18 protein-coding genes and 1 other RNA gene are annotated in these 20,033 nt (G+C 66.3%); 12 read left to right on the top strand and 7 right to left on the bottom strand.

The genetic code is table 11. From position 1 onward, the window contains the following. The first annotated feature begins 26 nt into the window (after positions 1 to 26). The 4 genes from IB256_RS15650 to IB256_RS15635 all read left to right on the top strand — a co-directional run bounded on the left by IB256_RS15650 (position 27) and on the right by IB256_RS15635 (position 5,556). Positions 27 to 1,022, top strand: coding sequence for an extracellular solute-binding protein (locus tag IB256_RS15650; protein WP_405307710.1), 996 nt, complete (start codon positions 27 to 29; stop codon positions 1,020 to 1,022). A 176-nt stretch (positions 1,023 to 1,198) separates the two neighbouring features. Next, positions 1,199 to 2,659 carry an amidase gene (locus tag IB256_RS15645; RefSeq protein WP_192293915.1) on the top strand — a complete coding sequence of 487 codons (1,461 nt, stop codon included), beginning with the start codon at positions 1,199 to 1,201 and terminating at the stop codon, positions 2,657 to 2,659. 29 nt (positions 2,660 to 2,688) lie between these two features. Beyond that, a complete protein-coding gene (locus IB256_RS15640; protein ID WP_192293913.1) occupies positions 2,689 to 4,023 on the top strand; it encodes a malonyl-CoA decarboxylase in 1,335 nt (444 codons plus the stop codon). 9 nt (positions 4,024 to 4,032) lie between these two features. Further along, positions 4,033 to 5,556, top strand: a complete 1,524-nt coding sequence (locus IB256_RS15635) for a malonate--CoA ligase (protein ID WP_192403187.1) — start codon at positions 4,033 to 4,035, stop codon at positions 5,554 to 5,556. A gap of 223 nt (positions 5,557 to 5,779) precedes the next feature. Here the strand turns inward: IB256_RS15635 and IB256_RS15630 are convergent, their stop codons facing one another. After that, entirely contained in the window at positions 5,780 to 6,757 is a 978-nt protein-coding gene (locus IB256_RS15630) for an NADPH:quinone oxidoreductase family protein (RefSeq protein WP_081519521.1), read from the bottom strand. A 162-nt stretch (positions 6,758 to 6,919) separates the two neighbouring features. On the opposite strand from IB256_RS15630, the gene IB256_RS15625 reads away from it, so the two are divergent. The 4 genes from IB256_RS15625 to IB256_RS15610 all read left to right on the top strand — a co-directional run bounded on the left by IB256_RS15625 (position 6,920) and on the right by IB256_RS15610 (position 12,484). After that, entirely contained in the window at positions 6,920 to 7,333 is a 414-nt protein-coding gene (locus IB256_RS15625) for a flagellar basal body-associated protein FliL (RefSeq protein WP_138519768.1), read from the top strand. Between the two features lie 219 nt (positions 7,334 to 7,552). Beyond that, on the top strand, positions 7,553 to 8,626 hold the full coding sequence (locus IB256_RS15620; protein WP_192403185.1) for an HlyD family secretion protein: 1,074 nt from the start codon (positions 7,553 to 7,555) through the stop codon (positions 8,624 to 8,626). Continuing rightward, positions 8,623 to 11,358 (top strand): ribosome-associated ATPase/putative transporter RbbA, encoded by a 2,736-nt coding sequence (gene rbbA, locus IB256_RS15615; RefSeq protein WP_192403183.1) that lies wholly within the window; start codon positions 8,623 to 8,625, stop codon positions 11,356 to 11,358. The genes IB256_RS15620 and rbbA overlap by 4 nt, the downstream gene beginning before the upstream one ends. 1 nt (position 11,359) lies before the next feature. Beyond that, entirely contained in the window at positions 11,360 to 12,484 is a 1,125-nt protein-coding gene (locus IB256_RS15610) for an ABC transporter permease (protein ID WP_138213177.1), read from the top strand. 46 nt (positions 12,485 to 12,530) lie between these two features. Here IB256_RS15610 and IB256_RS15605 read toward each other — a convergent pair whose 3' ends face one another. After that, a complete protein-coding gene (locus IB256_RS15605; RefSeq protein WP_192403180.1) occupies positions 12,531 to 14,390 on the bottom strand; it encodes a diguanylate cyclase in 1,860 nt (619 codons plus the stop codon). A 44-nt stretch (positions 14,391 to 14,434) separates the two neighbouring features. Then, on the bottom strand, positions 14,435 to 14,896 hold the full coding sequence (locus IB256_RS15600) for an EVE domain-containing protein (protein ID WP_192293896.1): 462 nt from the start codon (positions 14,894 to 14,896) through the stop codon (positions 14,435 to 14,437). Positions 14,897 to 15,220: 324 nt separating this feature from the next. On the opposite strand from IB256_RS15600, the gene IB256_RS30785 reads away from it, so the two are divergent. Further along, entirely contained in the window at positions 15,221 to 15,355 is a 135-nt protein-coding gene (locus IB256_RS30785; RefSeq protein ID WP_128082560.1) for a hypothetical protein, read from the top strand. A 24-nt stretch (positions 15,356 to 15,379) separates the two neighbouring features. On the opposite strand, the gene IB256_RS15595 is transcribed toward IB256_RS30785, so the two are convergent. From IB256_RS15595 to IB256_RS15580, 4 genes are all read right to left on the bottom strand, one after another. Further along, complete coding sequence (locus IB256_RS15595; RefSeq protein WP_192293889.1) at positions 15,380 to 16,009, bottom strand: 5-formyltetrahydrofolate cyclo-ligase; 630 nt, start codon at positions 16,007 to 16,009, stop codon at positions 15,380 to 15,382. Positions 16,010 to 16,018: 9 nt separating this feature from the next. Next, a non-coding RNA gene (gene ssrS / locus IB256_RS15590) (6S RNA) lies at positions 16,019 to 16,197 on the bottom strand. Positions 16,198 to 16,228: 31 nt separating this feature from the next. Continuing rightward, positions 16,229 to 16,558 carry a cell division protein ZapA gene (locus tag IB256_RS15585; RefSeq protein WP_045213134.1) on the bottom strand — a complete coding sequence of 110 codons (330 nt, stop codon included), beginning with the start codon at positions 16,556 to 16,558 and terminating at the stop codon, positions 16,229 to 16,231. Beyond that, positions 16,555 to 16,764 carry a TIGR02449 family protein gene (locus IB256_RS15580; RefSeq protein WP_017521390.1) on the bottom strand — a complete coding sequence of 70 codons (210 nt, stop codon included), beginning with the start codon at positions 16,762 to 16,764 and terminating at the stop codon, positions 16,555 to 16,557. Before IB256_RS15580 ends, IB256_RS15585 begins: the two co-directional genes overlap by 4 nt. Before the next feature lie 182 nt (positions 16,765 to 16,946). On the opposite strand from IB256_RS15580, the gene IB256_RS15575 reads away from it, so the two are divergent. Genes IB256_RS15575 through ubiH form a run of 3 tightly spaced genes read left to right on the top strand, consistent with a single transcriptional unit; the run spans position 16,947 to position 20,030 of the window. Next, positions 16,947 to 17,501, top strand: coding sequence for a UPF0149 family protein (locus IB256_RS15575; RefSeq protein ID WP_192293887.1), 555 nt, complete (start codon positions 16,947 to 16,949; stop codon positions 17,499 to 17,501). Positions 17,502 to 17,509: 8 nt separating this feature from the next. After that, positions 17,510 to 18,844: a Xaa-Pro aminopeptidase gene (gene pepP, locus IB256_RS15570; protein ID WP_192403173.1), complete on the top strand. Its 1,335-nt coding sequence runs from the start codon at positions 17,510 to 17,512 to the stop codon at positions 18,842 to 18,844. Between the two features lies 1 nt (position 18,845). Beyond that, a complete protein-coding gene (gene ubiH, locus IB256_RS15565) occupies positions 18,846 to 20,030 on the top strand; it encodes a 2-octaprenyl-6-methoxyphenyl hydroxylase (RefSeq protein ID WP_151189020.1) in 1,185 nt (394 codons plus the stop codon). Positions 20,031 to 20,033: the final 3 nt, after the last annotated feature.

Here is a 20,033-nt window from a genome sequence, read left to right as displayed (position 1 = left end):
TCGCTGCTGTAGGGGCCTCGCTGGCCATGGGCCTGGTGGCCAACGTGAACGCCGCCGAGCAACTGAACGTGGTGAGCTGGAGTGGCTATTTCACCCCGCAGATCCTCGAGAAGTTCGAGAAGGAAACCGGCATCAAGGTGACCGTGGACTCCTACGACTCCAACGAAACGCTGCTGGCCAAGCTCAAGCAGGGCGGCACCGGCTACGACGTGGCCATTCCCTCGCACCAGTTCGTGCCGATCCTGATCCAGGAGAAGTTGCTGGAGCGCTTCGACCCGGCCAGCCAGCCGTACTACGCCAACGTCGAGGACAACCTGAAGAAGCCCACCTGGGACCCGGAAGGCGCCTACGCCGTGCCCTTCATCTGGGGCACCACCAGCGTGGTGCTGGACAGCGCCAAGTACAGCGGCCCGGCCGACAGCTACTCGGTGCTGTTCACCCCGCCGGCGGAGCTGCAGGGCAGGATCAACATGTTCGACTCGGCGAGCGAAGTGATCGACACCGCCAGCCTCTACCTGGGCATTCCGCTGTGCAGCGAGGATCCCAAGCAGATGCAACAGGTGCTGACCCTGCTGAAGAACCAGAAGCCCTTCGTGAAGACCTATAGCTCCAAGGCAGGCTCGATCCGCGAGAACCTGGCCTCGGGCGAGGTCGACATGTCGATGTTCTGGGGCGGCTCGTCGATGCGTGCGCGTGAGATGAAATCCAGCCTGAAGTACCTCTACCCGAAAGAGGGGGTGATGGCCTGGGTGGACAACCTGGTGATCCCGGCCGGCGCCAAGCACCCGGAGAACGCGAAGAAGTTCATCGCCTTCCTCAGCCAGCCGGAAAACTCGGCGATGACCCAGAACTTCCTCAAGCACCAGAGCCCGATCAAGGGCGTTGAACCCTTCCTCGACGCCAGCCTGAAGGATGCGCCGGAACTGCACATCCCCGAGGGCACCAAGGTGGTGTTCAGCAAGACCTGCGGCGAAGGCGCGATCCGCCTGGCCGACCGTATCTGGACCAACCTGATGCGCTGATCCCCGACCGGGAAAGCCACAGACCGCCGCTGCTCGCGTCCATTTTGGTGGGCGTGCCGGCAGCGTGCGGCCCGGCGAACACGATATTCGCTACAAGCCCCATCCGCTGATGGGGTCGTTGAACCCGACCGAACCTTCCCGTTGCGGGAAATCCTGATGAAAAAAGGCCTCGTTCCATGAGCCAGAAGAACAAGCAAAACGAACTCGTCCAGCTCCAGGCCCACGAACTGGCCCAGCGCATCCGCCTGCGCGAAGTTTCCTGCCGTGAAGTGATGCAGGCGCACCTCGAGCAGATCGAGCGCTACAACCCGGCGGTCAACGCCATCGTCAGCCAGCAGCCGGACGACCTCCTGCTGGCCGAAGCCGACCAGCGCGACGCCGAACTGGCCCGTGGCGAGTACCGTGGCTGGATGCACGGCCTGCCCCACGCGGTGAAGGATCTGTCGCTGACCCAGGGCATCCGCACCACCCTCGGCTCGCCGCTGTTCCGCGACTACCTGCCCGAACGCGACGGCATCATGGTCGAGCGCATCAAGGCGGCCGGCGCGATCATCATCGGCAAGACCAATACCCCCGAATTCGGCCTCGGCTCCCACAGCTACAACCCGATCTTCGGTGCCACCGGCTGCGCCTACGCGCCCGACCGCACCGCCGGCGGCAGCAGCGGTGGCGCGGCGGCGGCCCTGGCCCTGCAGATGGTCCCGGTGGCCGACGGCAGCGACATGATGGGCTCGCTGCGCAACCCGGCGGCCTTCAACAACATTGTCGGCTTCCGCCCGTCCCAGGGCCGCGTGCCCTTCGACGACAGCGCCGACCTGTTCATCGACCAGATGGGCTACGAAGGCCCCATGGGCCGCAGCGTCCGCGACGTGGCGCTGCTGCTGTCGGTACAGGCCGGTGGCGATGCCCGTGCACCGCTGTCCATCGCCGAGAGCGGCGAGCAGTTCGCAGGCTCGCTGGAGCGTGATTTCAAGGGCGCACGCCTGGGTTGGCTGGGCGATCTGAGCGGCCACCTGCCCATGGAGAAGGGCGTGCTGGAGCTGTGCCGCCAGTCCTTCGCCGACTTCGAAGCCATCGGCTGCCACGTCGAGGAGACCGCCATGGGCTTCGCGCCCGAGCGCCTCTGGGACACCTGGCGTACCCTGCGCCACTGGATGGTTGCCGGCTCCCTCGGCGCGGCTTACACCGACCCGGCCAAGCGCGAGCTGCTCAAGCCCGAGGCGATCTGGGAAGTGGAGAACGGCCTGAAGCTCTCCGCCATGGACGTGTTCCGCGCCTCCGCCGCGCGCAGCGACTGGTACCGTGCGATCAACAAGCTGTTCGAGCGCTATGACTACCTGCTGTTGCCCAGCGCCCAGGTGTTCCCGTTCGACAAGACCTGGGACTGGCCGAAGGAAATCGCCGGCAAGTCCATGGACACCTACCACCGCTGGATGGAAGTGGTGATCCCGGCCACCCTGTCCGGTTGCCCGGCGGCCAACGTACCGGTGGGCTTCAATGAGCAGGGCCTGCCCATGGGTATCCAGATCATCGGCAGGCACCAGGCCGACATGGCCGTGCTGCAATTGGCCCACGCCTACGAGCAGGCCGCGCGCTGGTATCAGCGCTGCCCGCCGCCCATGCTGGCGGGGGTGTAACTCCGTTATCCACAAGCTGAGGGGGACGCATGAATATCAGCTTCTTCCAGGAACTGCTGCAAAGCATCACCGAGCGCGGCCGGCAATTGCTGGAGTCGCGCGAGCCGGCGCCGGGCAATGCCCAGGCGCTGGCGCAGGCTTGCCACAAGCTGATCTCCAGCCACGGCGAAGCCTCGGGCGTGGCCCTGGCGCAGCAGGTCCTGTGCGCCTACCGGGATTGTCCGCAAGACCAGCAGAAGGCCTTCTTCGACACCCTGCTGAAGGATTTCGCACCACCCCACGATGCGCTGGCGCAAGCCTGCCAGCGCTACCTCGACGAGCCGTCGTCGGCCAACACCACGGCATTGTTCGAAGCCAGCGAACCGCCGCGCCAGGAGCTGTTTCGCCGCCTCAACCAGGCACCCGGCGGCACCGCCGAGCTGATCGCCATGCGCCGCCTGCTGTTGCAGGAGCTCAAAGCCAATCCGGAGCTGGCAGCCGTGGACCACGACCTGCAGCACCTGCTGGCGTCCTGGTTCAACCGCGGCTTCCTGGTGCTGCGGCGCATCGACTGGTCGACCCCGGCATCGATCCTGGAAAAGATCATCAGGTACGAGGCCGTCCACGCCATCAAGGACTGGGACGACCTGCGCAGCCGCCTGCAGCCGGCCGACCGCCGCTGCTTCGCCTTCTTCCACCCGGCTCTGGCCGACGAGCCGCTGATCTTCGTCGAGGTGGCGCTGACCCGCGCCATGCCGGGTGCGATTGCAGAGATCCTGGAAACAAAGAGTCCGGAGGGCAAGCCGGCTGATGCGTCGGCAGACGAGCCCGATACCGCGGTGTTCTATTCCATCAGCAACTGCCAGGACGGACTGCGCGGCATCTCCTTCGGCAACTTCCTGATCAAGCAGGTGGTGGAGGAGCTGGCGCGGGAGATTCCCGGCCTGCGCCAGTTCGTCACCCTGTCGCCGGTGCCCGGCTTCCGCCGCTGGCTCGACAGCCTGGGGGAGGACCCGCAGCTGGGCGCGACAGCCGCCGAGCTGCTCAAGGCACTCAAGCCCGACGCCGCGCCGCCGCCACGCACGGAGCAACCGATGCTGGCGCTGGCCGCCGAATACTTCCTGCATGCCCGCAACGGCGCGGGTTTCCCGCTGGACCCGGTGGCGCGCTTCCACCTGGGCAACGGCGCGCGCCTGGAACGTCTGAACTGGCGCGGCGACCTCTCCACCAGCGGCCTGCGCCAGGCCGCCGGGCTGATGGTCAATTACCGCTACGAACTGCGCCAGATCGAAAAGAACCACGAAGCCTACGCCAACCAGGGCGCGGTCACCGCCTCACCCGAGGTGCGCAAACTGGCCACCCTGTCGGCGAAAACAAAACGCTAGGACCTCACCATGAACCAGAGCCTTTTCGCCGAAGTCGGCAAACACCTGCCCAGCGACCTTTCCAAGCCGTTCATCCGTACCCCGGAAGGCGGCGGCTACAGCTACGCCGACATGCTGCGCAGCACCTCGCAGTTCGCCCATGCGCTGGTGGAGCTCGGCGTGCAGCCGGGCGACCGCGTCGCCGTGCAGGTCGACAAGAGCCCCGAGACGGTGATGCTGTACCTCGCCGTGCTGCGCGTCGGCGCGGTTTACCTGCCGCTGAACAGCGGCTACACCGGCGAGGAGCTGCGCTACTTCCTCGATGATGCCGAGCCTTCGCTGTTCGTCTGTGCGCCGGCCTTCGAGGACCAGGCCCGGGAGCTGGCGAAAGTCAGCGGCGTGGCCCACGTGGAGACCCTGGGTGATGCCGGCGACGGCTCGCTGATGGCCAGGGTACATGGCAAGCCGGGGCGCTTTGCCGATGTCGAGCGTGCTGCTTCCGATCTCGCCGCGATCCTCTACACCTCCGGCACCACCGGGCGTTCCAAGGGCGCGATGATCAGCCACGGCAACCTGGTCTCCAATGCCCGCGCGCTGGTGGACTACTGGAGCATCACCAGCGAGGACTGGCTGCTTCACGCGCTGCCGATCTTCCATATCCACGGCCTGTTCGTGGCCTGCAACAGCCTGCTGATGGCCGGCGGATCGATGCTCTTCCTGAGCAAGTTCGACGCGGCGCAGATGCTCAAGCTGCTGCCCCAGGTAAACCTGCTGATGGGCGTGCCGACCTTCTACACGCGCCTGCTCGACCAGCCCGGACTGACCCGCGAGGCGGTGGCGCACATGCGCCTGTTCATCTCCGGCTCCGCGCCGCTTACTGCCGAGACCCACAAGGCGTTCTCCGAGCGCACCGGCATGGCCATCCTCGAGCGCTACGGCATGACCGAGACCGGCATGAACACCTCCAACCCGCTGGACGGCCAGCGCATCGCCGGCACCGTCGGCTTCCCGCTACCGGGCGTCGAGCTGCGCATCACCGATCCGGGCCAGGCCGAGCCGACCCTGCTGCCCCAGGGCGAGCCGGGGATGATCGAAGTGCGCGGGCCGAACGTATTCCAGGGCTACTGGCGCATGCCGGAAAAGACCGCCGAGGAGCTGCGTGCGGACGGCTATTTCATGACTGGCGATATCGGCTTCGTCGACGACCGCGGCTACGTGCAGATCGTCGGCCGCAACAAGGACATGATCATCAGCGGCGGCTTCAACGTGTATCCCAAGGAACTGGAGGAAATCCTCGACACCTTGCCCGGCGTGGCCGAATCGGCGGTGATTGGCGTACCGCACCCGGACTTCGGCGAAGGCGTGACCGCCGTGCTGGTGGCCAGCAAAGGCGAGGTGCCGACCGAGGCGCAGGTACTTGCCGCGCTGGACGGCAAGCTGGCGCGCTTCAAGCAGCCCAAGCGGGTGATGGTGGTCGACGCGCTGCCGCGCAACGTGATGGGCAAGGTGCAGAAGAATGTGCTGCGCGAGCAGTTCAAGGCGTTGTATTCCTGATCGCAGAAGTCGCTCTGCAGGAGCGGGCCATGCCTGCGATCGCGCGCAGGGCGTTCTTCCGTAGGATGGCGCGCCTCCCGGCAGACTCTGGTAGGGCGGATAACCCGCTCCGGGTTATCCGCCCTATGGTGCTCGCGAACAGCTCAACGCCGGTATCCCCTTGTAGGAGCGCCAGAGCGAGAAGCCCCGCTGATGCGGGGCTTTTTCATGTCATGGGAAGCGCTCAGCGAACGGTCACTACCACCTTGCCCACCGCCTTGCGCTGGCCCAGGTGATTGATCGCGTCGGCCGCCTGTTCCAGCGGGTAAGTCTGGGACACCAGCGGCTTGATCTTGCCCTCGGCGAACCAGGCGAAAAGCTGCTGGAAGTTCGCTGCGTTGTCCTGCGGCTGGCGTTGGGCGAAGGAGCCCCAGAACACGCCAACCAGCGAGGCGCCCTTGAGCAGGGTGAGGTTGGCTGGCAGCGACGGGATGGTGCCGCTGGCGAAGCCGACTACCAGCATGCGGCCGTTCCAGGCGATGGAGCGGAAGGCTTCCTCGAACAGGTCGCCGCCCACCGGGTCGTAGATCACGTCCACGCCCTGGCCGCCGGTGAGTTCCTTGAGCTTGTCCTTCAGACTGCCTTCGCTGTAGTTGATCAGCACGTCGGCGCCGGCGGCCTTGGCCACTTCGAGCTTGGCTTCGCTGCTGGCGGCGGCGATGACCTTGGCGCCCATGGCCTTGCCGATCTCGACGGCGGCCAGGCCCACGCCGCCGGAGGCGCCGAGCACCAGCAGGGTCTCGCCCGGCTGCAGGTTGGCGCGCTGCTTGAGCGCGTGCATGGAGGTGCCGTAGGTCATGCCGAAGGCGGCGGCGCTGGCGAAGTCCATGCCGTCGGGGATCGGCATCACGCTGTAGCCGGGCACCGCCACTTCCTCGGCGAAGCTGCCCCAGCCGGTCAGCGCCATCACGCGGTCGCCGGGCTTCACGTGGCTGACTTTCTCACCGACCGCGCCGACCACCCCGGCAGCCTCGCCACCCGGGGAGAACGGGAAGGGCGGCTTGAACTGGTACTTGCCCTCGATGATCAGGGTGTCGGGGAAGTTCACCCCGGCGGCATGGACCTGCAGCAGGACCTCGTTCTTCTTCGGCTCGGGGCTGGCGATGTCTTCCAGCACCAGGGTTTCGGCGGGGCCGAAGGCTTTGCACAGCACGGCTTTCATGAGGACGTACTCCGTTGGAGGTTCTTCTTTGTGAGTAGAGGGCCAGTGTAGGAGCGCGGGCACAGAGGGCAAATCACCATGGCCTGGGCTTATGCCCCGATATAGCTTGGGCGGCGGCGCGAGTGTGGCTATCCTTTGCCCATCGAATCCGGAGACATCGCCTTGAGAGCTTTCCTCGCCCTGTTGCTGGCCTTTTCCTTCAGTACCTTCGTCATGGCTTCCGAATCCGAGGAAGCCAAGCCGGAAGACGCCAACAAGCCTGTATTCGTCGACCTCACCCCCGCGCTGGTGGGCAACTACGGCAGCGGTCCGCGCCTGAAGTACTTCAAGGCCGACATCGCGCTGAAGGTCACCGGCAAGGAGGCCTCCGAGAAGGTCGAGCATCACGAGCCGCTGATCCGCAACCAACTGGTGATGCTGTTCGCCCAGCAGACCGACGACTCCCTCGGCAGCGTCGACGGCAAGGAGAAACTGCGCCAGGAAGCCCTCAAGCAGGTGCAGACCGCCCTCCAGCAGGAGGAAGGCAAGCCGCTGGTGGACGACCTGCTGTTCAACAACCTGATCGTCCAGCCCTGATCCCCTCCGGGCTGCGCTGCATGAGTGCGCCTCATGCAGGCCAAGCGACACCCGGCTGCGGCTGCTCGCCGCAATGCCGGGCTGAAAGCCCCGCCTCACAAGGCGCGTAGGAAATTTCCGGCGCACGCCTGACCTGAATCAAACCCCGTTTGCCGCTGGTCGCCGAACATCCCCTCATGATCCGCTCGAATTCGAGCGTCTGGACAAAGGGGAAATCGGATGACAGGAAAGGCAAAAAGCTGGCGCACCCGCGGTCTCGCGGTGCTCGTGGTGGCCGTGCTCGCCGCGCTGGCCTGGCAGACGTTCAAGCCGACGGGGCTGCCCGAAGGTTTCGCCAGTGGCAATGGGCGCATCGAGGCCACCGAAGTCGACGTGGCCACCAAGCTGCCCGGCCGCGTGGCGGAAATCCTGGTGGACGAAGGCGACTTCGTGAAGGCCGGCGACGTGGTGGCGAAGATGGACACCCAGGTGCTCCAGGCCCAGCTCGCCCAGGCCCAGGCGGAAGTGCGGCGGGCGCAGAACGCCCAGCTCACCGCACAATCCCTGGTGGCCCAGCGCACCAGCGAGAAATCCACCGCCGAAGCCATAGTCGCGCAACGCCAGGCGGAGCTCACCGCCGCGCAGAAGCGTTTCACCCGCACCGAACAGCTGGTCAAACGAAATGCGCTGCCGCAACAGCAACAGGATGACGACCGCGCCACTCTGCAAAGCGCCCAGGCGGCGCTGGCCGCGGCTCGCTCTCAGGTGGTCTCGGCGCAGGCCGGCATCTCCGCCGCGCGCTCCCAGGTGATCGAGGCGCAGTCGGCCATCGAGGCTGCCACTGCGAGCGTCGAGCGCCTGCAGGCAGATATCGACGACAGCCTGCTCAAGGCCCCGCGCAACGGCCGCGTGCAGTACCGCGTGGCGCAGCCGGGCGAAGTGCTGGCGGCCGGCGGTAAGCTGCTCAACATGGTCGACCTGGCCGACGTCTACATGACCTTCTTCCTGCCCTCGGGCCAGGCCGGCAAGGTCGCTCTGGGCCAGGAAGTGCACCTGGTGATCGACGCCGTGCCCGAGTACGTGATCCCGGCCAAGGTGTCCTACGTCGCCAGCGTCGCGCAGTTCACGCCCAAGACCGTGGAGACCGCCAACGAGCGCGAAAAGCTGATGTTCCGGGTCAAGGCGCGCCTCGATCCGGGCCTGCTGGAGAAGTACATCACCTACGTGAAGACCGGCGTGCCGGGCATGGCCTACCTGCGTCTCGACCCGCAGGTGCAGTGGCCGGCTGAGCTGCAGATCAAGGTCCCGCAATGAACGCCGCCGACTGCGTGGCCCGTCTGGCTGGCGTCTCGCTGCGCTACGGCGAGACCCGCGCAGTGGACGACGTCACCCTGGAAATCCCGGCCAACCGCATGGTCGGCCTGATCGGCCCGGACGGCGTCGGCAAGTCCAGCCTGCTGGCGCTGCTGGCCGGTGCGCGGAAGATGCAGGACGGCGAAATCCAGGTGCTCGGCGGCGACATGCGCGATGCGCGCCACCGCCGTGCCGTGTGCCCGCGCATCGCCTACATGCCGCAGGGCCTGGGCAAGAACCTCTATCCGACGCTCTCGGTGTTCGAGAACGTCGATTTCTTCGGCCGCCTGTTCGGCCACGACAAGGCCGAGCGCGAGCGGCGCATCGCCGACCTGCTGCACAGCACCGGCCTTGCGCCCTTCGCCGAGCGCCCGGCAGGCAAGCTCTCCGGCGGCATGAAGCAGAAACTCGGGCTGTGCTGTGCGCTGATCCACGACCCAGACCTGCTGATCCTCGACGAGCCCACAACCGGCGTCGACCCGCTGTCGCGCAACCAGTTCTGGGAGCTGATCGCGCGCATCCGCACTGGCCGCGAAGGCATGAGCGTACTGGTGGCTACCGCCTACATGGAGGAGGCCGAGCGCTTCGATCACCTGGTGGCGATGGACGACGGCAAGGTGCTCGCCACTGGCACGCCCGCCGAATTGCGCGCGCACACCGGTACGCAGAATCTCGAAGAAGCCTTCATCGCGTTGTTGCCCGAGAGCAAGCGCGCCGGCCACCACAAGCTGGTGATTCCACCGCGGCCGCAGCCTGACGGCGCGCCGCAGATCGCCATCGAGGCCGAGGGGCTGACCTGCCGCTTCGGCGATTTCGTCGCGGTGGACCGCGTCAGCTTCCGCATCGAGCGCGGGGAAATCTTCGGCTTCCTCGGCTCCAACGGCTGCGGCAAGTCCACCACCATGAAGATGCTCACCGGCCTGCTGCCCGCCAGCGAGGGTACCTGCGCGCTGTTTGGCCAGCCGGTGAACGCCAACGACATGGAGACGCGCCGGCGCGTCGGCTACATGTCCCAGGCCTTCTCGCTGTACGCCGAGCTGACGGTGCTGCAGAACCTCGAACTGCACGCCAAGCTGTTCCACATCCCCCACGAGCAGATCGGCCCGCGCGTCGAGGAAATGCTCCAGCGTTTCGACCTGGGCAAGGTCAAGGGCGAGCTGCCCGACAGCCTGCCGCTGGGCATCCGCCAGCGCTTGTCGCTGGCCGTGGCGGTGATCCACAAACCGGAAATCCTGATCCTCGACGAGCCCACCTCGGGCGTCGACCCGGTGGCCCGCGACGGTTTCTGGGAGCTGATGGTGGAGCTGTCGCGCAACGACGGCGTGACCATCTTCATCTCCACCCACTTCATGAATGAGGCCGAGCGCTGCGACCGCATCTCGCTGATGCACGCCGGCAAGGTGCTCGACAGCGACACCCCGCAACGGCTGATCGACAAGCGTGGCCTGCCGACCCTGGAGGCCACCTTCATCGCCTACCTGGAGGAGGCCGCCGGCAGCGCCCCGGTGCCCGACGCCACGCCGGCTCCCGAGCAGCCCGCCGAGTCCGCCCGCTACAAGGGCAGCGACCGCTTCAGCTGGTTGCGCCTGTTCAGCTACGCACGCCGCGAGGCCATGGAACTGCGCCGCGACCCGATCCGCCTGACCCTGGCGCTGGTGGGCACTGCGCTGCTGATGTTCATCATCGGCTACGGCATCAACATGGACGTCGAGGACCTCACCTACGCGGTGCTCGACCGCGACCAGACCACCACCAGCCAGGCCTATGCGCTGAACATTTCCGGCTCGCGCTACTTCATCGAGAAGGCGCCGATCCAGAACCCCGAGGAGCTGGAGCGGCGCCTGCGCAGCGGTGACATCAGCCTGGCCGTGGAGATCCCACCGAATTTCGGCCGTGACTTGAAGCGCGGCGCCGACCCGGCCATAGGCGTGTGGATCGACGGCGCCATGCCGACCCGCGCCAACACCGTGGTCGGCTATGTGCAGGGGCTGCACGCCAGCTACCTGGCCGACCTCGCGCGGCAGAGTGGCAGCAGCGCCGCCAGCGCGGCGGCGAGCACCGAGGTGCGCTTCCGCTACAACCCGGACGTGGAGAGCCTCAAGGCCATGGTGCCGGCGGTGATCCCGCTGCTGCTGATCATGATCCCGGCGATGCTCACCGCCCTGGGCGTGGTGCGCGAGAAGGAGCTGGGCTCGATCACCAACCTCTACGTCACCCCGGTCACGCGCCTGGAGTTCCTGCTCGGCAAGCAGCTGCCGTACATCGGCATGGGCATGATCAACTTCGTGCTGATGCTGGCCATGGCCGTGCTGCTGTTCCAGGTGCCGCTCAAGGGCAGCTTCCTGGCGCTGCTGGTCGGCGCGTTCCTCTACGTGGTGACCAGCACCGGCCTCGGCCTGCTGCTCTCGACCTTCATGAAGAGCCAGATCGCCGCGGTGTTCGGCACCGCCATCGCCACCATGATCCCGGCGATCCAGTTCTCCGGGCTGATCCACCCGGTGTCCTCGCTGGAAGGCGCGGCGGCGGTGATCGGCCAGCTCTACCCGACCTCGCATTTTCTCATCGTCAGCCGTGGCGCCTTCTCCAAGGCGCTGGGTTTTGCCGACCTGTGGGTCTACTACCTGCCGTTGCTGGCGATGGTGGTGGTGCTGACGCTGCTCAGCGTGGCCTGCCTGAAGAAACAGGAGGTCTGAGATGAACAAGCTGGCGAACATCTTCAACCTCGGCATCAAGGAATTCCGCAGCCTGGGCCGCGACTACGCGATGCTGATCCTGATCGCCTGGGCCTTTACCCTGGGCGTCTACAGTTCGGCCACCGGCGTGCCGGAAACCCTGCACCACGCGCCCATCGCCATCGTCGACGAGGACCAGTCGCAGCTCTCCTCGCGCATCGTCAACGCCTTCCAGCCGCCGTACTTCCGGGTGCCGGAAATGATCGGCCACGCGCAGATGGACCGCGGCATGGACGTTGGCCTGTACACCTTCACCCTGGATATCCCGCCGGACTTCCAGCGCGACGTGCTGGCCGGGCGGCAGCCGGCGATCCAGGTCAACGTCGATGCAACGCAGACCGGCCAGGCCTTCTCCGGCGCCGGCTACATCCAGAACATCGTCGGCACCGAGGTCAGCGAGTTCGTCAGCCGCTACCGCGCCGAGCCAGCGATGCCGGCGGAGCTGGCAGTGCGCATGGAGTTCAACCCGAACCTGACCCAGGCCTGGTTCGGCGCGGTGATGGAGGTGATCAACCAGATCACCATGCTGTCGATCATCCTCACCGGCGCCGCGCTGATCCGCGAGCGCGAGCACGGTACGGTGGAACACCTGCTGGTGATGCCGCTGACCGCGTTCGAGATCATGATGGCCAAGGTCTGGTCCATGGGCACCGTGGTGCTGGTGGCGGCGGCGATCTCGCTGCAACTGGTGGTGCGCGGCTGGCTGGACGTGCCGATCAGCGGTTCGGTGGGGCTGTTCCTGCTGGGCGCGGCGCTGCACCTGTTCGCCACCACTTCCATGGGCATCTTCATCGGCACCGTGGCCCGCTCGATGCCGCAACTGGGGCTGCTGGTAATCCTCACCCTGATGCCGCTGCAGATTCTTTCCGGCGGCACCACGCCGCGCGAGAGCATGCCCGAGCTGGTGCAGAACATCATGCTGGCAGCGCCGACCACGCACTTCGTCAGCCTGGCCCAGGCGATCCTCTATCGCGGCGCCGACCTGTCGATCGTCTGGCCGCAATTGCTGGCCATCGTCGGGATCGGTGCGGCTTTCTTCTTCGGCGCGCTCTGGCGCTTCCGTCGGACCATCGGGCAGATGGCCTGAGCTGCTGTTCCTGCAGTGGAGTGCCCATGCCAGGCCCGAGTGATTTTCAGGAGAGCGTGCGCTCGGCCATATCCACCGGCCACACGCAGGTCTGGTTGCGTCCCCTGTGCTTGGCGGCATACAGCGCCTGGTCGGCCTGAGCGATCAACTGGTCCGGCTCGGCGTCCTGCCCCGGCGTGGCGATGGCCAGGCCGATACTCACCGTCAGCCGTCCCAGCTCGCCGGCCGGATGCGCGATGCCCATCTCCGCCACGCGCTGGTGGATGCGTGCGGCGACGTGGCTGGCGCCATCCAGTCCGGTGTCGGTGAGGATGATGACGAACTCTTCGCCGCCATAACGGCATGCCACATCGCCTTCGCGTTGCAGGCACTCCTGCAGGCAACTGGCGAGGCGCCGCAGCGCATCGTCGCCGGCCAGGTGGCCGAGGCAGTCGTTGAAGCGCTTGAAGTGGTCGACATCGAGCATCAGCACCGCCAGCGGCGCGTCCGCGCGGCGCAGACGGCGCCACTCGCTCTGCAACTGGCGGTCGAAATAGCGGCGGTTGAACAGGCCGGTGAGGCCGTCCTGTTGCGAGAGCTTGTGCAGCTGCGCTTCCAGCTGCAGGCGCTCGCTGTTGTCGCGGGCCACGGCGATCAGGTAGTCGCGGTCGCCCTGGTGGATCAGCTGGGTGTTGATCTCCGCCGGCTGCAGGCTGCCGTCGCGGCGCTGCATCTCGCGCTGGAAGATCATCGACAGGTTCAACCGATGCGCCTGCTGCACCAGCTGGAGCCAGGCGTGGAAGCCGGGGATCAGCCGCTCCGGGTCATCGCGCAGCAGGTGGCGGAACTCCTCGGCGCTGTAGCCCAGGCCGTTGTAGGTGGCGCGGTTCATGTGCAGCAGCTCGCGCTGTTGCAGGTCGAAGATGAACAGCGCGTCACGGCTGGAGTCGGTGAGGTCCAGCGCCAGTTGTAGCCGTTCGCGGCTGTCGCGCAGGTTGGCCTCTACCGATTGGCGTTGCTCTGCTTCCTGGCTGAGCAACTGGTTGCTGGCGCTCAGCGCGGTGGCGCGGCGGGCGTTCTCGCGAGCGAGAAACAGCGCTGCCACCAGCAGCAGGCTGATGGCGACGCCACCGCCGAACACCACCATCGGCAACGGCGTGGACAGAGACTGCACAAGGGCCGGAGTGGGGCTGAGCTCCAGCTCGAAGCTGCGGTTGTTGAGTAGACGCAGCGGTACCCGCAGGGTCTGCTCGGCATCGCCGGCGGGCTGGTCGCGCACGTAGAGTGGCCGGCCGTGCTCCAGCAGGCGCACGCTGAACAGGTGGTTGTCCGCTTGCCTGAGCAGGTTGTCCATCAGCGGGCCGACGCGGAAGACGCCCTGCATGAAGCCGTCGAACTGCAGCTGGTTGTTGGCATCGCGCAGGTAAACCGGGGTGTAGAGCACGAAGCCGCGTCCGCCCTGGACCAACTCCACGCTGTCGCTCAGGCGCGGCTTGCCGCTGTCGCGGGCGGACATCGCCGTCGCGTAGTTGGGGTGCTGCGGGGAGAGCCGGAAGTTAAGCGCCGCCTCGTTGCCCTGCAGCGGTTCCAGCCAGCGGATGCGCAGCTCCGGGTCGGCCCACTGGATCGACTGGTAGCCGGGGAAGCTGCGCACGTAGAAGCGTGCGTCCAGTTCCCATTCGGGACGGGGCATGCGGCCGTGGTGGGTCCACAGCTGGGCAAGCAGGTCCAGGCCCTGGACCTGCTCGTGCAGGTTGGCTTCCAGCTGGTGCGCGAGGCTGCGTCCCTGGTAGGTCAGGCGCTCCTGTACGCGCTGCCGCTCGCTGCTCGCCAGTTCCTCACCCAGCCAGGCACTGGCAAGCAGGAGCACGCAGAGCAGACCGCCAAGCCCGAGGTAGGAAGCTAGTGAGGACTGAAGGCGGTGCATGCGGCGAATTCCGGGGGCTTCAGTAACCTAATAGCACAGTGCCTCTACTTGTGCGCCAGGCCGACGACGATCGCCCACTGTTCGGCAGTGACCGGCATCACCGACAGGCGGCTGCCCTTTTGCACCAGGGGCATCTCTTCCAGTCCGGCCTGAGCCTTGAGCGTGCCCAGCGGCAACACCGAGCGGAAGGCCTCGACGAAGGTCACGTCGCGGGCCGTCCAGGGGTTCTTCTCATCGCTGGCCTTGGGGTCGTGGTAGTGGCTTTTCGGGTCGAGCGCGGTCGGGTCGGGGTACGGCTCGCCGTCGATCTGCGCGATGCCGGCGATGCCCGGCTCGGGGCAGCTGGAGTGGTAGAAGAAGAACAGGTCGCCCGGCTGCATGCTGCGCATGAAGTTGCGTGCCTGGTAATTGCGCACGCCGTCCCAGCGCGCCGTTTTCAGGCGCTGCAGGTCGTGGATCGAGAGTTCGTCGGGCTCGGATTTCATCAGCCAGTAAGCGCGTGCCATCCGCGAGGGTCTCCTTGTGCGTGGCGGGTAATGATCTTTTTCTGATTTGGCTAAGGGTAGGCGGGCAGGCGTTTCCCTGCGACAAGCTGCCGGATCGCCGGAAACAAATTGTAGGAAGAAGATGTAGGAATCCCGGCATGAACATTGCCTGAAAGTGCCGGAAGTTTTGGGGGCGACTGCTCCTCCGACGATCGGTTGGCGTCAGAATTGCGAGAAGCTTTTCATTGTCGGAGAATGCCGCCGTTTTTAGCTTGGCCTGCCGGACGGATAAAAAAACCACCGCCGGCCATCGTTGACAGTTTGCCTGGAAGGGGGAGGCAATCGATGAAACGCAAGCCTGATCTTTTGTGGGTGTTGGTAATACTTTTCGGTCTGGGTGTCGTCACTACCGGTTACACCCAGAGCCTGTGGGAACAACGCCAGGGCAACGCCCCGGTGCAGGTCACCCAGCAGCCCTGATCCAGGGGACTGCTGCCGCCACGGTTATCGCAAGGAACGCGATTCCGTCGCGAGACGGCCATACCAGCCGCCGTCCGTCACTATGCCCATCAGCGGCACATCCCAGCTCGCCAGCTCCAGCTTGTCGACCTTCTGGCACTCGTGCGCCAGGCCCAATAATGTCGGTTTCTGCCAATTTTTGCGCATGCCCAGGTAGGCCAGGGTCCGGTCGTAGAACCCCTTGCCCATTCCGAGACGGCCGCCTTGTGGATCAAAACCGACCAGCGGTAGCAGCAGCAGGTCCAGCGCCCAGGCCGGACGCTGGCGCCCGCGGTCGGCCTGCGGTTCGGCGATGTTGAAGCGGTTGGGTACCCAGCGCTCGCCGATGCCTACCTGCTGGAAGGTCATGTGCGTGCGCGGCCAGTCGGAGAGCACCGGCAAGTAGGTCGCCTTGCCGCGCTTCTGCGCAGCCTTCATCAGCGGGCGCGGGTCGATTTCGCCGTCAGCCGGCAGGTACAGGGCGATGTGCTTCGCCCGGCGGAAAAGCGGATGCTGCGCGAGCTGGCGATACAGGGCCTGGGCGGCGAGACGTTGCTGAAGGGGAGTGAGCGCGCGTCTGGCCTGGCGCAGCTGGCGGCGCAGGGCAGGGCGGGGAAGACCATCGGAGTGAATCATGGAAGGGTAAAGCTCCCCGGACATGCCGCTGTCGGGTTAGCCCTTGAACCCGAGAGTTCAAGGTGGTGGTTGCAGTAGGCTTTAAGGCTTTCCGTCGTGCGGACATGCACACCAGCCCAACTGGCAACCCCCGTTGTTGCAATTATCGGCTCAGGGACATCACCGACTGGCAAACACACCAGGGAGCGAGGCGATTATACCCCAAGGAAATTTCCCTGGTCAGACTTCACCCTGGTCTTTATCGGTGGTAGGGGTGTCTGTGGTCAGGGCGCGATCCACGCGCTCGAGCAATTCGCGCACGCGTTCACGGGTGGAGCCGCTGTCGTGCTCCACGCGCTCCTGCTTGTGCAGCAGGTCGTGGGTGATGTTCAGGGCCGCCATGACCGCGACGCGGTCGGCACCGATCACTTTGCCGCTGGAACGGATCTCGCGCATCTTGCTGTCCAGATAGCGCGCGGCGCTTTCCAGGTTGACGCGCTCGTCCGCAGGGCACGCGATGCAGTACTCCTTGTCGAGGATTTGGACGTTCAGGGTATTCGACTGGCTCATGAGTCCTGCTCCAGGGCTTTAAGACGCAAAATCATCGCTTCGACCTTCTGCCGAGCCAAATCGTTCTTCTCGATCAGATGGGCGCGTTCTTCCCGCCAGCTTTTCTCGTTCGCCCGCAGCAGCCGGTTCTCGGCCTTTAGCTGTTCCAGGCGCTGGAGCAGCAGGTCGAACTTGGCGATCAGCGCGTGCAGGTCGGCGTCTTCCATGGGCTCTCGCTTGGGAGTTGCTTAAGTAATCGAGAACTATATAGGACTGCCGTGGGGGTGGGTCAACGCACGGCTGCCCGGCGCGTCGTCACATGGTCTTGCGGTGTGCGCCGGTGCTAGGATAACGGACCATATTCTATGCGCGGCGCCTGATGGCGCCTAGCCGTCACCCGGGTTCGATCATGTCCACTTCCAGCTCCGCCTATACCGCCTTCGCCGCCCTGCTCGCCGAGGCTGCCCTGCCCATTTCCCCCGCCGAACTGCACGGCCACCTGCTCGGCCGTGTCTGCGCCGGGTCTGGCTTTGACCAGGGCGAATGGCTGCAGGCCGCCGGTGAGCTGCTCGGCGGCGAACCGGGCGAACGTCTGGGCGCGGCGCTGGGTGGCCTGCTGGGCATGGTCCAGCAGGACTTCAGCCAGGGCGAGATGGCCGTGGTGCTGATGCTGCCCAACGACGACGCGCCGCTGGCCGATCGCGCCGTGGCCCTGGGCCAGTGGTGCCAGGGCTTCCTCGCCGGCTTCGGCCTGGCGCTGCGCTCCCCCAGCCTGTCGGACGAAGCCGATGAAGTGCTGCAGGACATCGCCGCTATCGCCCAGGTCGGCGGCCAGCTGGAAGAATCCGAAGACGGCGAGGCCGACTACATGGAAGTGCAGGAATACCTGCGCGTCGCCCCGCTGCTGCTGTTCTCCGAATTCGGCAAGGTGCCGGCACCGGCCGAGAAACCCTCCCTGCATTGAGGTCGCGCATGATCCGTATCGCCAAGTCGGAATACGCCCGTCGTCGCAAGGCGCTGATGGCGCAGATGGAACCCAACAGCATCGCCATTCTCCCGGCGGCGCCGATGTACATCCGCAACCGCGACGTCGAGCACGTCTACCGCCAGGACAGCGATTTCCAGTACCTCACCGGCTTCCCCGAGCCGGAAGCGGTGATGGCGCTGATCCCCGGCCGCGAGCATGGCGAGTACGTGCTGTTCTGCCGCGAACGCGATCCGGAGCGTGAGCTCTGGGACGGCCTGCGCGCCGGCCAGGACGGTGCCATCGGCACTTTCGGCGCCGACGATGCCTTCCCCATCGGCGATATCGACGACATCCTTCCCGGCCTGATCGAGGGCCGCGACCGCGTGTACTACGCGCTGGGCGCCAACCAGGAATTTGACCGCCGGCTGATGGACTGGATCAACGTGATCCGCTCCAAGGCGCGCCAGGGCGCGCAGCCGCCAAACGAATTCGTCGCCCTCGACCACCTGCTGCACGACCAGCGCCTGTACAAGAGCGCCGGCGAGGTGAAGGTGATGCGCTATGCCGCGGAAGTCTCCGCCGGTGCGCACATCCGCGCCATGCAGGCCTGCCGTCCGGGCCTCTACGAGTTCCACCTGGAGGCCGAGCTGGAATACGCCTTCCGCCTGGGCGGCGCGAAGATGCCGGCCTACGGCTCCATCGTCGCCACCGGCCGCAACGCCTGCATCCTGCACTACCGGGAGAACGACGCGCAGATCAAGGACGGCGACCTGATCCTGATCGACGCCGGCTGCGAGATCGACTGCTACGCCAGCGACATCACCCGCACCTTCCCCGCCAGCGGCACCTTCAGCCCCGAGCAGAAGGCCATCTACCAGCTGGTGCTGGATGCCAACATGGCGGCCTTCGACTACATCGCTCCGGGCCGCCACTGGAATGAAGCCCACGAGGCCACCGTGCGGGTCATCACCGCCGGCCTGGTGGAGCTGGGCCTGCTCAAGGGCGACGTCGACGAGCTGATCGAGCGCGAAGCCTACAAGGCCTTCTACATGCACCGTGCCGGCCACTGGCTGGGCATGGACGTGCACGATGTCGGCGAGTACCGCGTCGGCGGCGAGTGGCGCGTGCTCGAACCGGGCATGGCGATGACCGTCGAGCCGGGCATCTACATCTCCCCGGACAACACCGACGTGCCGAAGAAGTGGCGCGGCATTGGCGTACGCATCGAGGACGATGTGGTCGTGACGAAAACTGGTTGCGAATTGCTGACCAACGGCGTGCCGAAAACCGTCGCTGAGATCGAAGCGCTGATGGCCGAGGCCAAGGCCCAGGCCGCCTGACATGCAACGTACGCAACTGGCCATCATCGGTGGCGGGCTCGTCGGCGCAAGCCTTGCGCTGATCCTCCAGGCCGGTGCCCGCGCGCGCGGCTGGCAGATCGTGCTGATCGAGCCCTTCGCCCCTGGCGATGCCTACCAGCCCAGCTATGACGCGCGTTCCTCGGCGCTGTCCTTCGGCAGCCGGCAGATCTACGAGCGCCTGGGGCTCTGGCAACAGATATCGCAGCGCGCCGAACCCATCACCCAGATCCACGTCTCCGACCGCGGCCGCTTCGGCGCCGCGCGCCTGACGGCGGTGGAAGAGGGCGTTCCCGCCCTCGGCTACGTGGTGGAGAACGCCTGGCTCGGCCAGTGCCTGTGGCATGCGCTCGACCCGGAAGTGGTGAGCTGGCGCTGCCCGGCCGAAGTGCGCCGGATGGATGCACTGGGCGACGGCTACCGCCTGACCCTGGACGACGACTCGCAGCTGGACTGCGACCTCGCCGTGCTGGCCGACGGCGGCCGCTCCGGCCTGCGCGAGCAACTGGGCATCAACGTGCGCTCCTCGTCCTACGGGCAGACCGCGCTGATCGCCAACATCAGCCCGTCCGAGGCCCATCGCGGGCAGGCCTTCGAACGCTTCACCGAAAACGGCCCGCTGGCCCTGCTGCCGCTACCAGAAAACCGCTGCGCGCTGGTCTGGACCCGCAACGGCAGTGACGCCGAGCGCCTGCGCGAGCTGTCCGACGCGGCCTTCCTGGCCGAACTGCAGGACGCCTTTGGCTATCGCCTGGGCACCTTGCGCCAGGTTGGCGTGCGCTATGGCTACCCGCTGAGCCTGACCGAGGCCGACGAGCAGATTCGCCCGCACCTCGTCGTGTTGGGCAACGCCGCCCACAGCCTGCACCCGATTGCCGGGCAGGGCTTCAACCTGTCGCTGCGCGATGCCAAGGCCCTGGGCGATTGCCTGTTGCAGGAAGAGGCCGCGCCGGGCGATTTCGCCGTGCTGCAGCGCTACCTGGATGGCCAGCGCCTGGACCAGCAAATGACTGTCGGTTTCTCCGACCGCGTCACCCGCCTGTTCTCCAATGCCCAGCCGTTGCTGGCCACCGGCCGCAACATCGGCCTGCTCGGCCTCGACCTGCTGCCACCGGCCAAGCGCTGGTTCGCCCGCCAGGCCATGGGCCTGGGCGCCCGACCGGTCTGAGTC

The sequence above is a fragment of the Pseudomonas sp. PDM17 genome, assembly GCF_014851985.1.
Classification (GTDB): domain Bacteria; phylum Pseudomonadota; class Gammaproteobacteria; order Pseudomonadales; family Pseudomonadaceae; genus Pseudomonas.
The sequence above is the reverse complement of the archived record's forward strand: the minus strand, read 5'-3'. Positions and strand labels throughout refer to the sequence as shown.

What these genes read in the sequence shown, in the direction of transcription:
- IB256_RS15605 (WP_192403180.1), bottom strand. Translation starts at nt 14,390, where the DNA reads ATGCACCGCCTTCAGTCCTCACTAGCTTCCTACCTCGGGCTTGGCGGT.
- IB256_RS15580 (WP_017521390.1), bottom strand. Translation starts at nt 16,764, where the DNA reads ATGGAAGACGCCGACCTGCACGCGCTGATCGCCAAGTTCGACCTGCTG.
- IB256_RS15585 (WP_045213134.1), bottom strand. Translation starts at nt 16,558, where the DNA reads ATGAGCCAGTCGAATACCCTGAACGTCCAAATCCTCGACAAGGAGTAC.
- IB256_RS15600 (WP_192293896.1), bottom strand. Translation starts at nt 14,896, where the DNA reads ATGGCACGCGCTTACTGGCTGATGAAATCCGAGCCCGACGAACTCTCG.
- IB256_RS15635 (WP_192403187.1), top strand. Translation starts at nt 4,033, where the DNA reads ATGAACCAGAGCCTTTTCGCCGAAGTCGGCAAACACCTGCCCAGCGAC.
- IB256_RS15620 (WP_192403185.1), top strand. Translation starts at nt 7,553, where the DNA reads ATGACAGGAAAGGCAAAAAGCTGGCGCACCCGCGGTCTCGCGGTGCTC.
- ubiH (WP_151189020.1), top strand. Translation starts at nt 18,846, where the DNA reads ATGCAACGTACGCAACTGGCCATCATCGGTGGCGGGCTCGTCGGCGCA.
- IB256_RS15640 (WP_192293913.1), top strand. Translation starts at nt 2,689, where the DNA reads ATGAATATCAGCTTCTTCCAGGAACTGCTGCAAAGCATCACCGAGCGC.
- IB256_RS15630 (WP_081519521.1), bottom strand. Translation starts at nt 6,757, where the DNA reads ATGAAAGCCGTGCTGTGCAAAGCCTTCGGCCCCGCCGAAACCCTGGTG.
- IB256_RS15645 (WP_192293915.1), top strand. Translation starts at nt 1,199, where the DNA reads ATGAGCCAGAAGAACAAGCAAAACGAACTCGTCCAGCTCCAGGCCCAC.
- IB256_RS15595 (WP_192293889.1), bottom strand. Translation starts at nt 16,009, where the DNA reads ATGATTCACTCCGATGGTCTTCCCCGCCCTGCCCTGCGCCGCCAGCTG.
- IB256_RS15575 (WP_192293887.1), top strand. Translation starts at nt 16,947, where the DNA reads ATGTCCACTTCCAGCTCCGCCTATACCGCCTTCGCCGCCCTGCTCGCC.
- rbbA (WP_192403183.1), top strand. Translation starts at nt 8,623, where the DNA reads ATGAACGCCGCCGACTGCGTGGCCCGTCTGGCTGGCGTCTCGCTGCGC.
- pepP (WP_192403173.1), top strand. Translation starts at nt 17,510, where the DNA reads ATGATCCGTATCGCCAAGTCGGAATACGCCCGTCGTCGCAAGGCGCTG.
- IB256_RS15610 (WP_138213177.1), top strand. Translation starts at nt 11,360, where the DNA reads ATGAACAAGCTGGCGAACATCTTCAACCTCGGCATCAAGGAATTCCGC.
- IB256_RS30785 (WP_128082560.1), top strand. Translation starts at nt 15,221, where the DNA reads ATGAAACGCAAGCCTGATCTTTTGTGGGTGTTGGTAATACTTTTCGGT.
- IB256_RS15650 (WP_405307710.1), top strand. Translation starts at nt 27, where the DNA reads ATGGGCCTGGTGGCCAACGTGAACGCCGCCGAGCAACTGAACGTGGTG.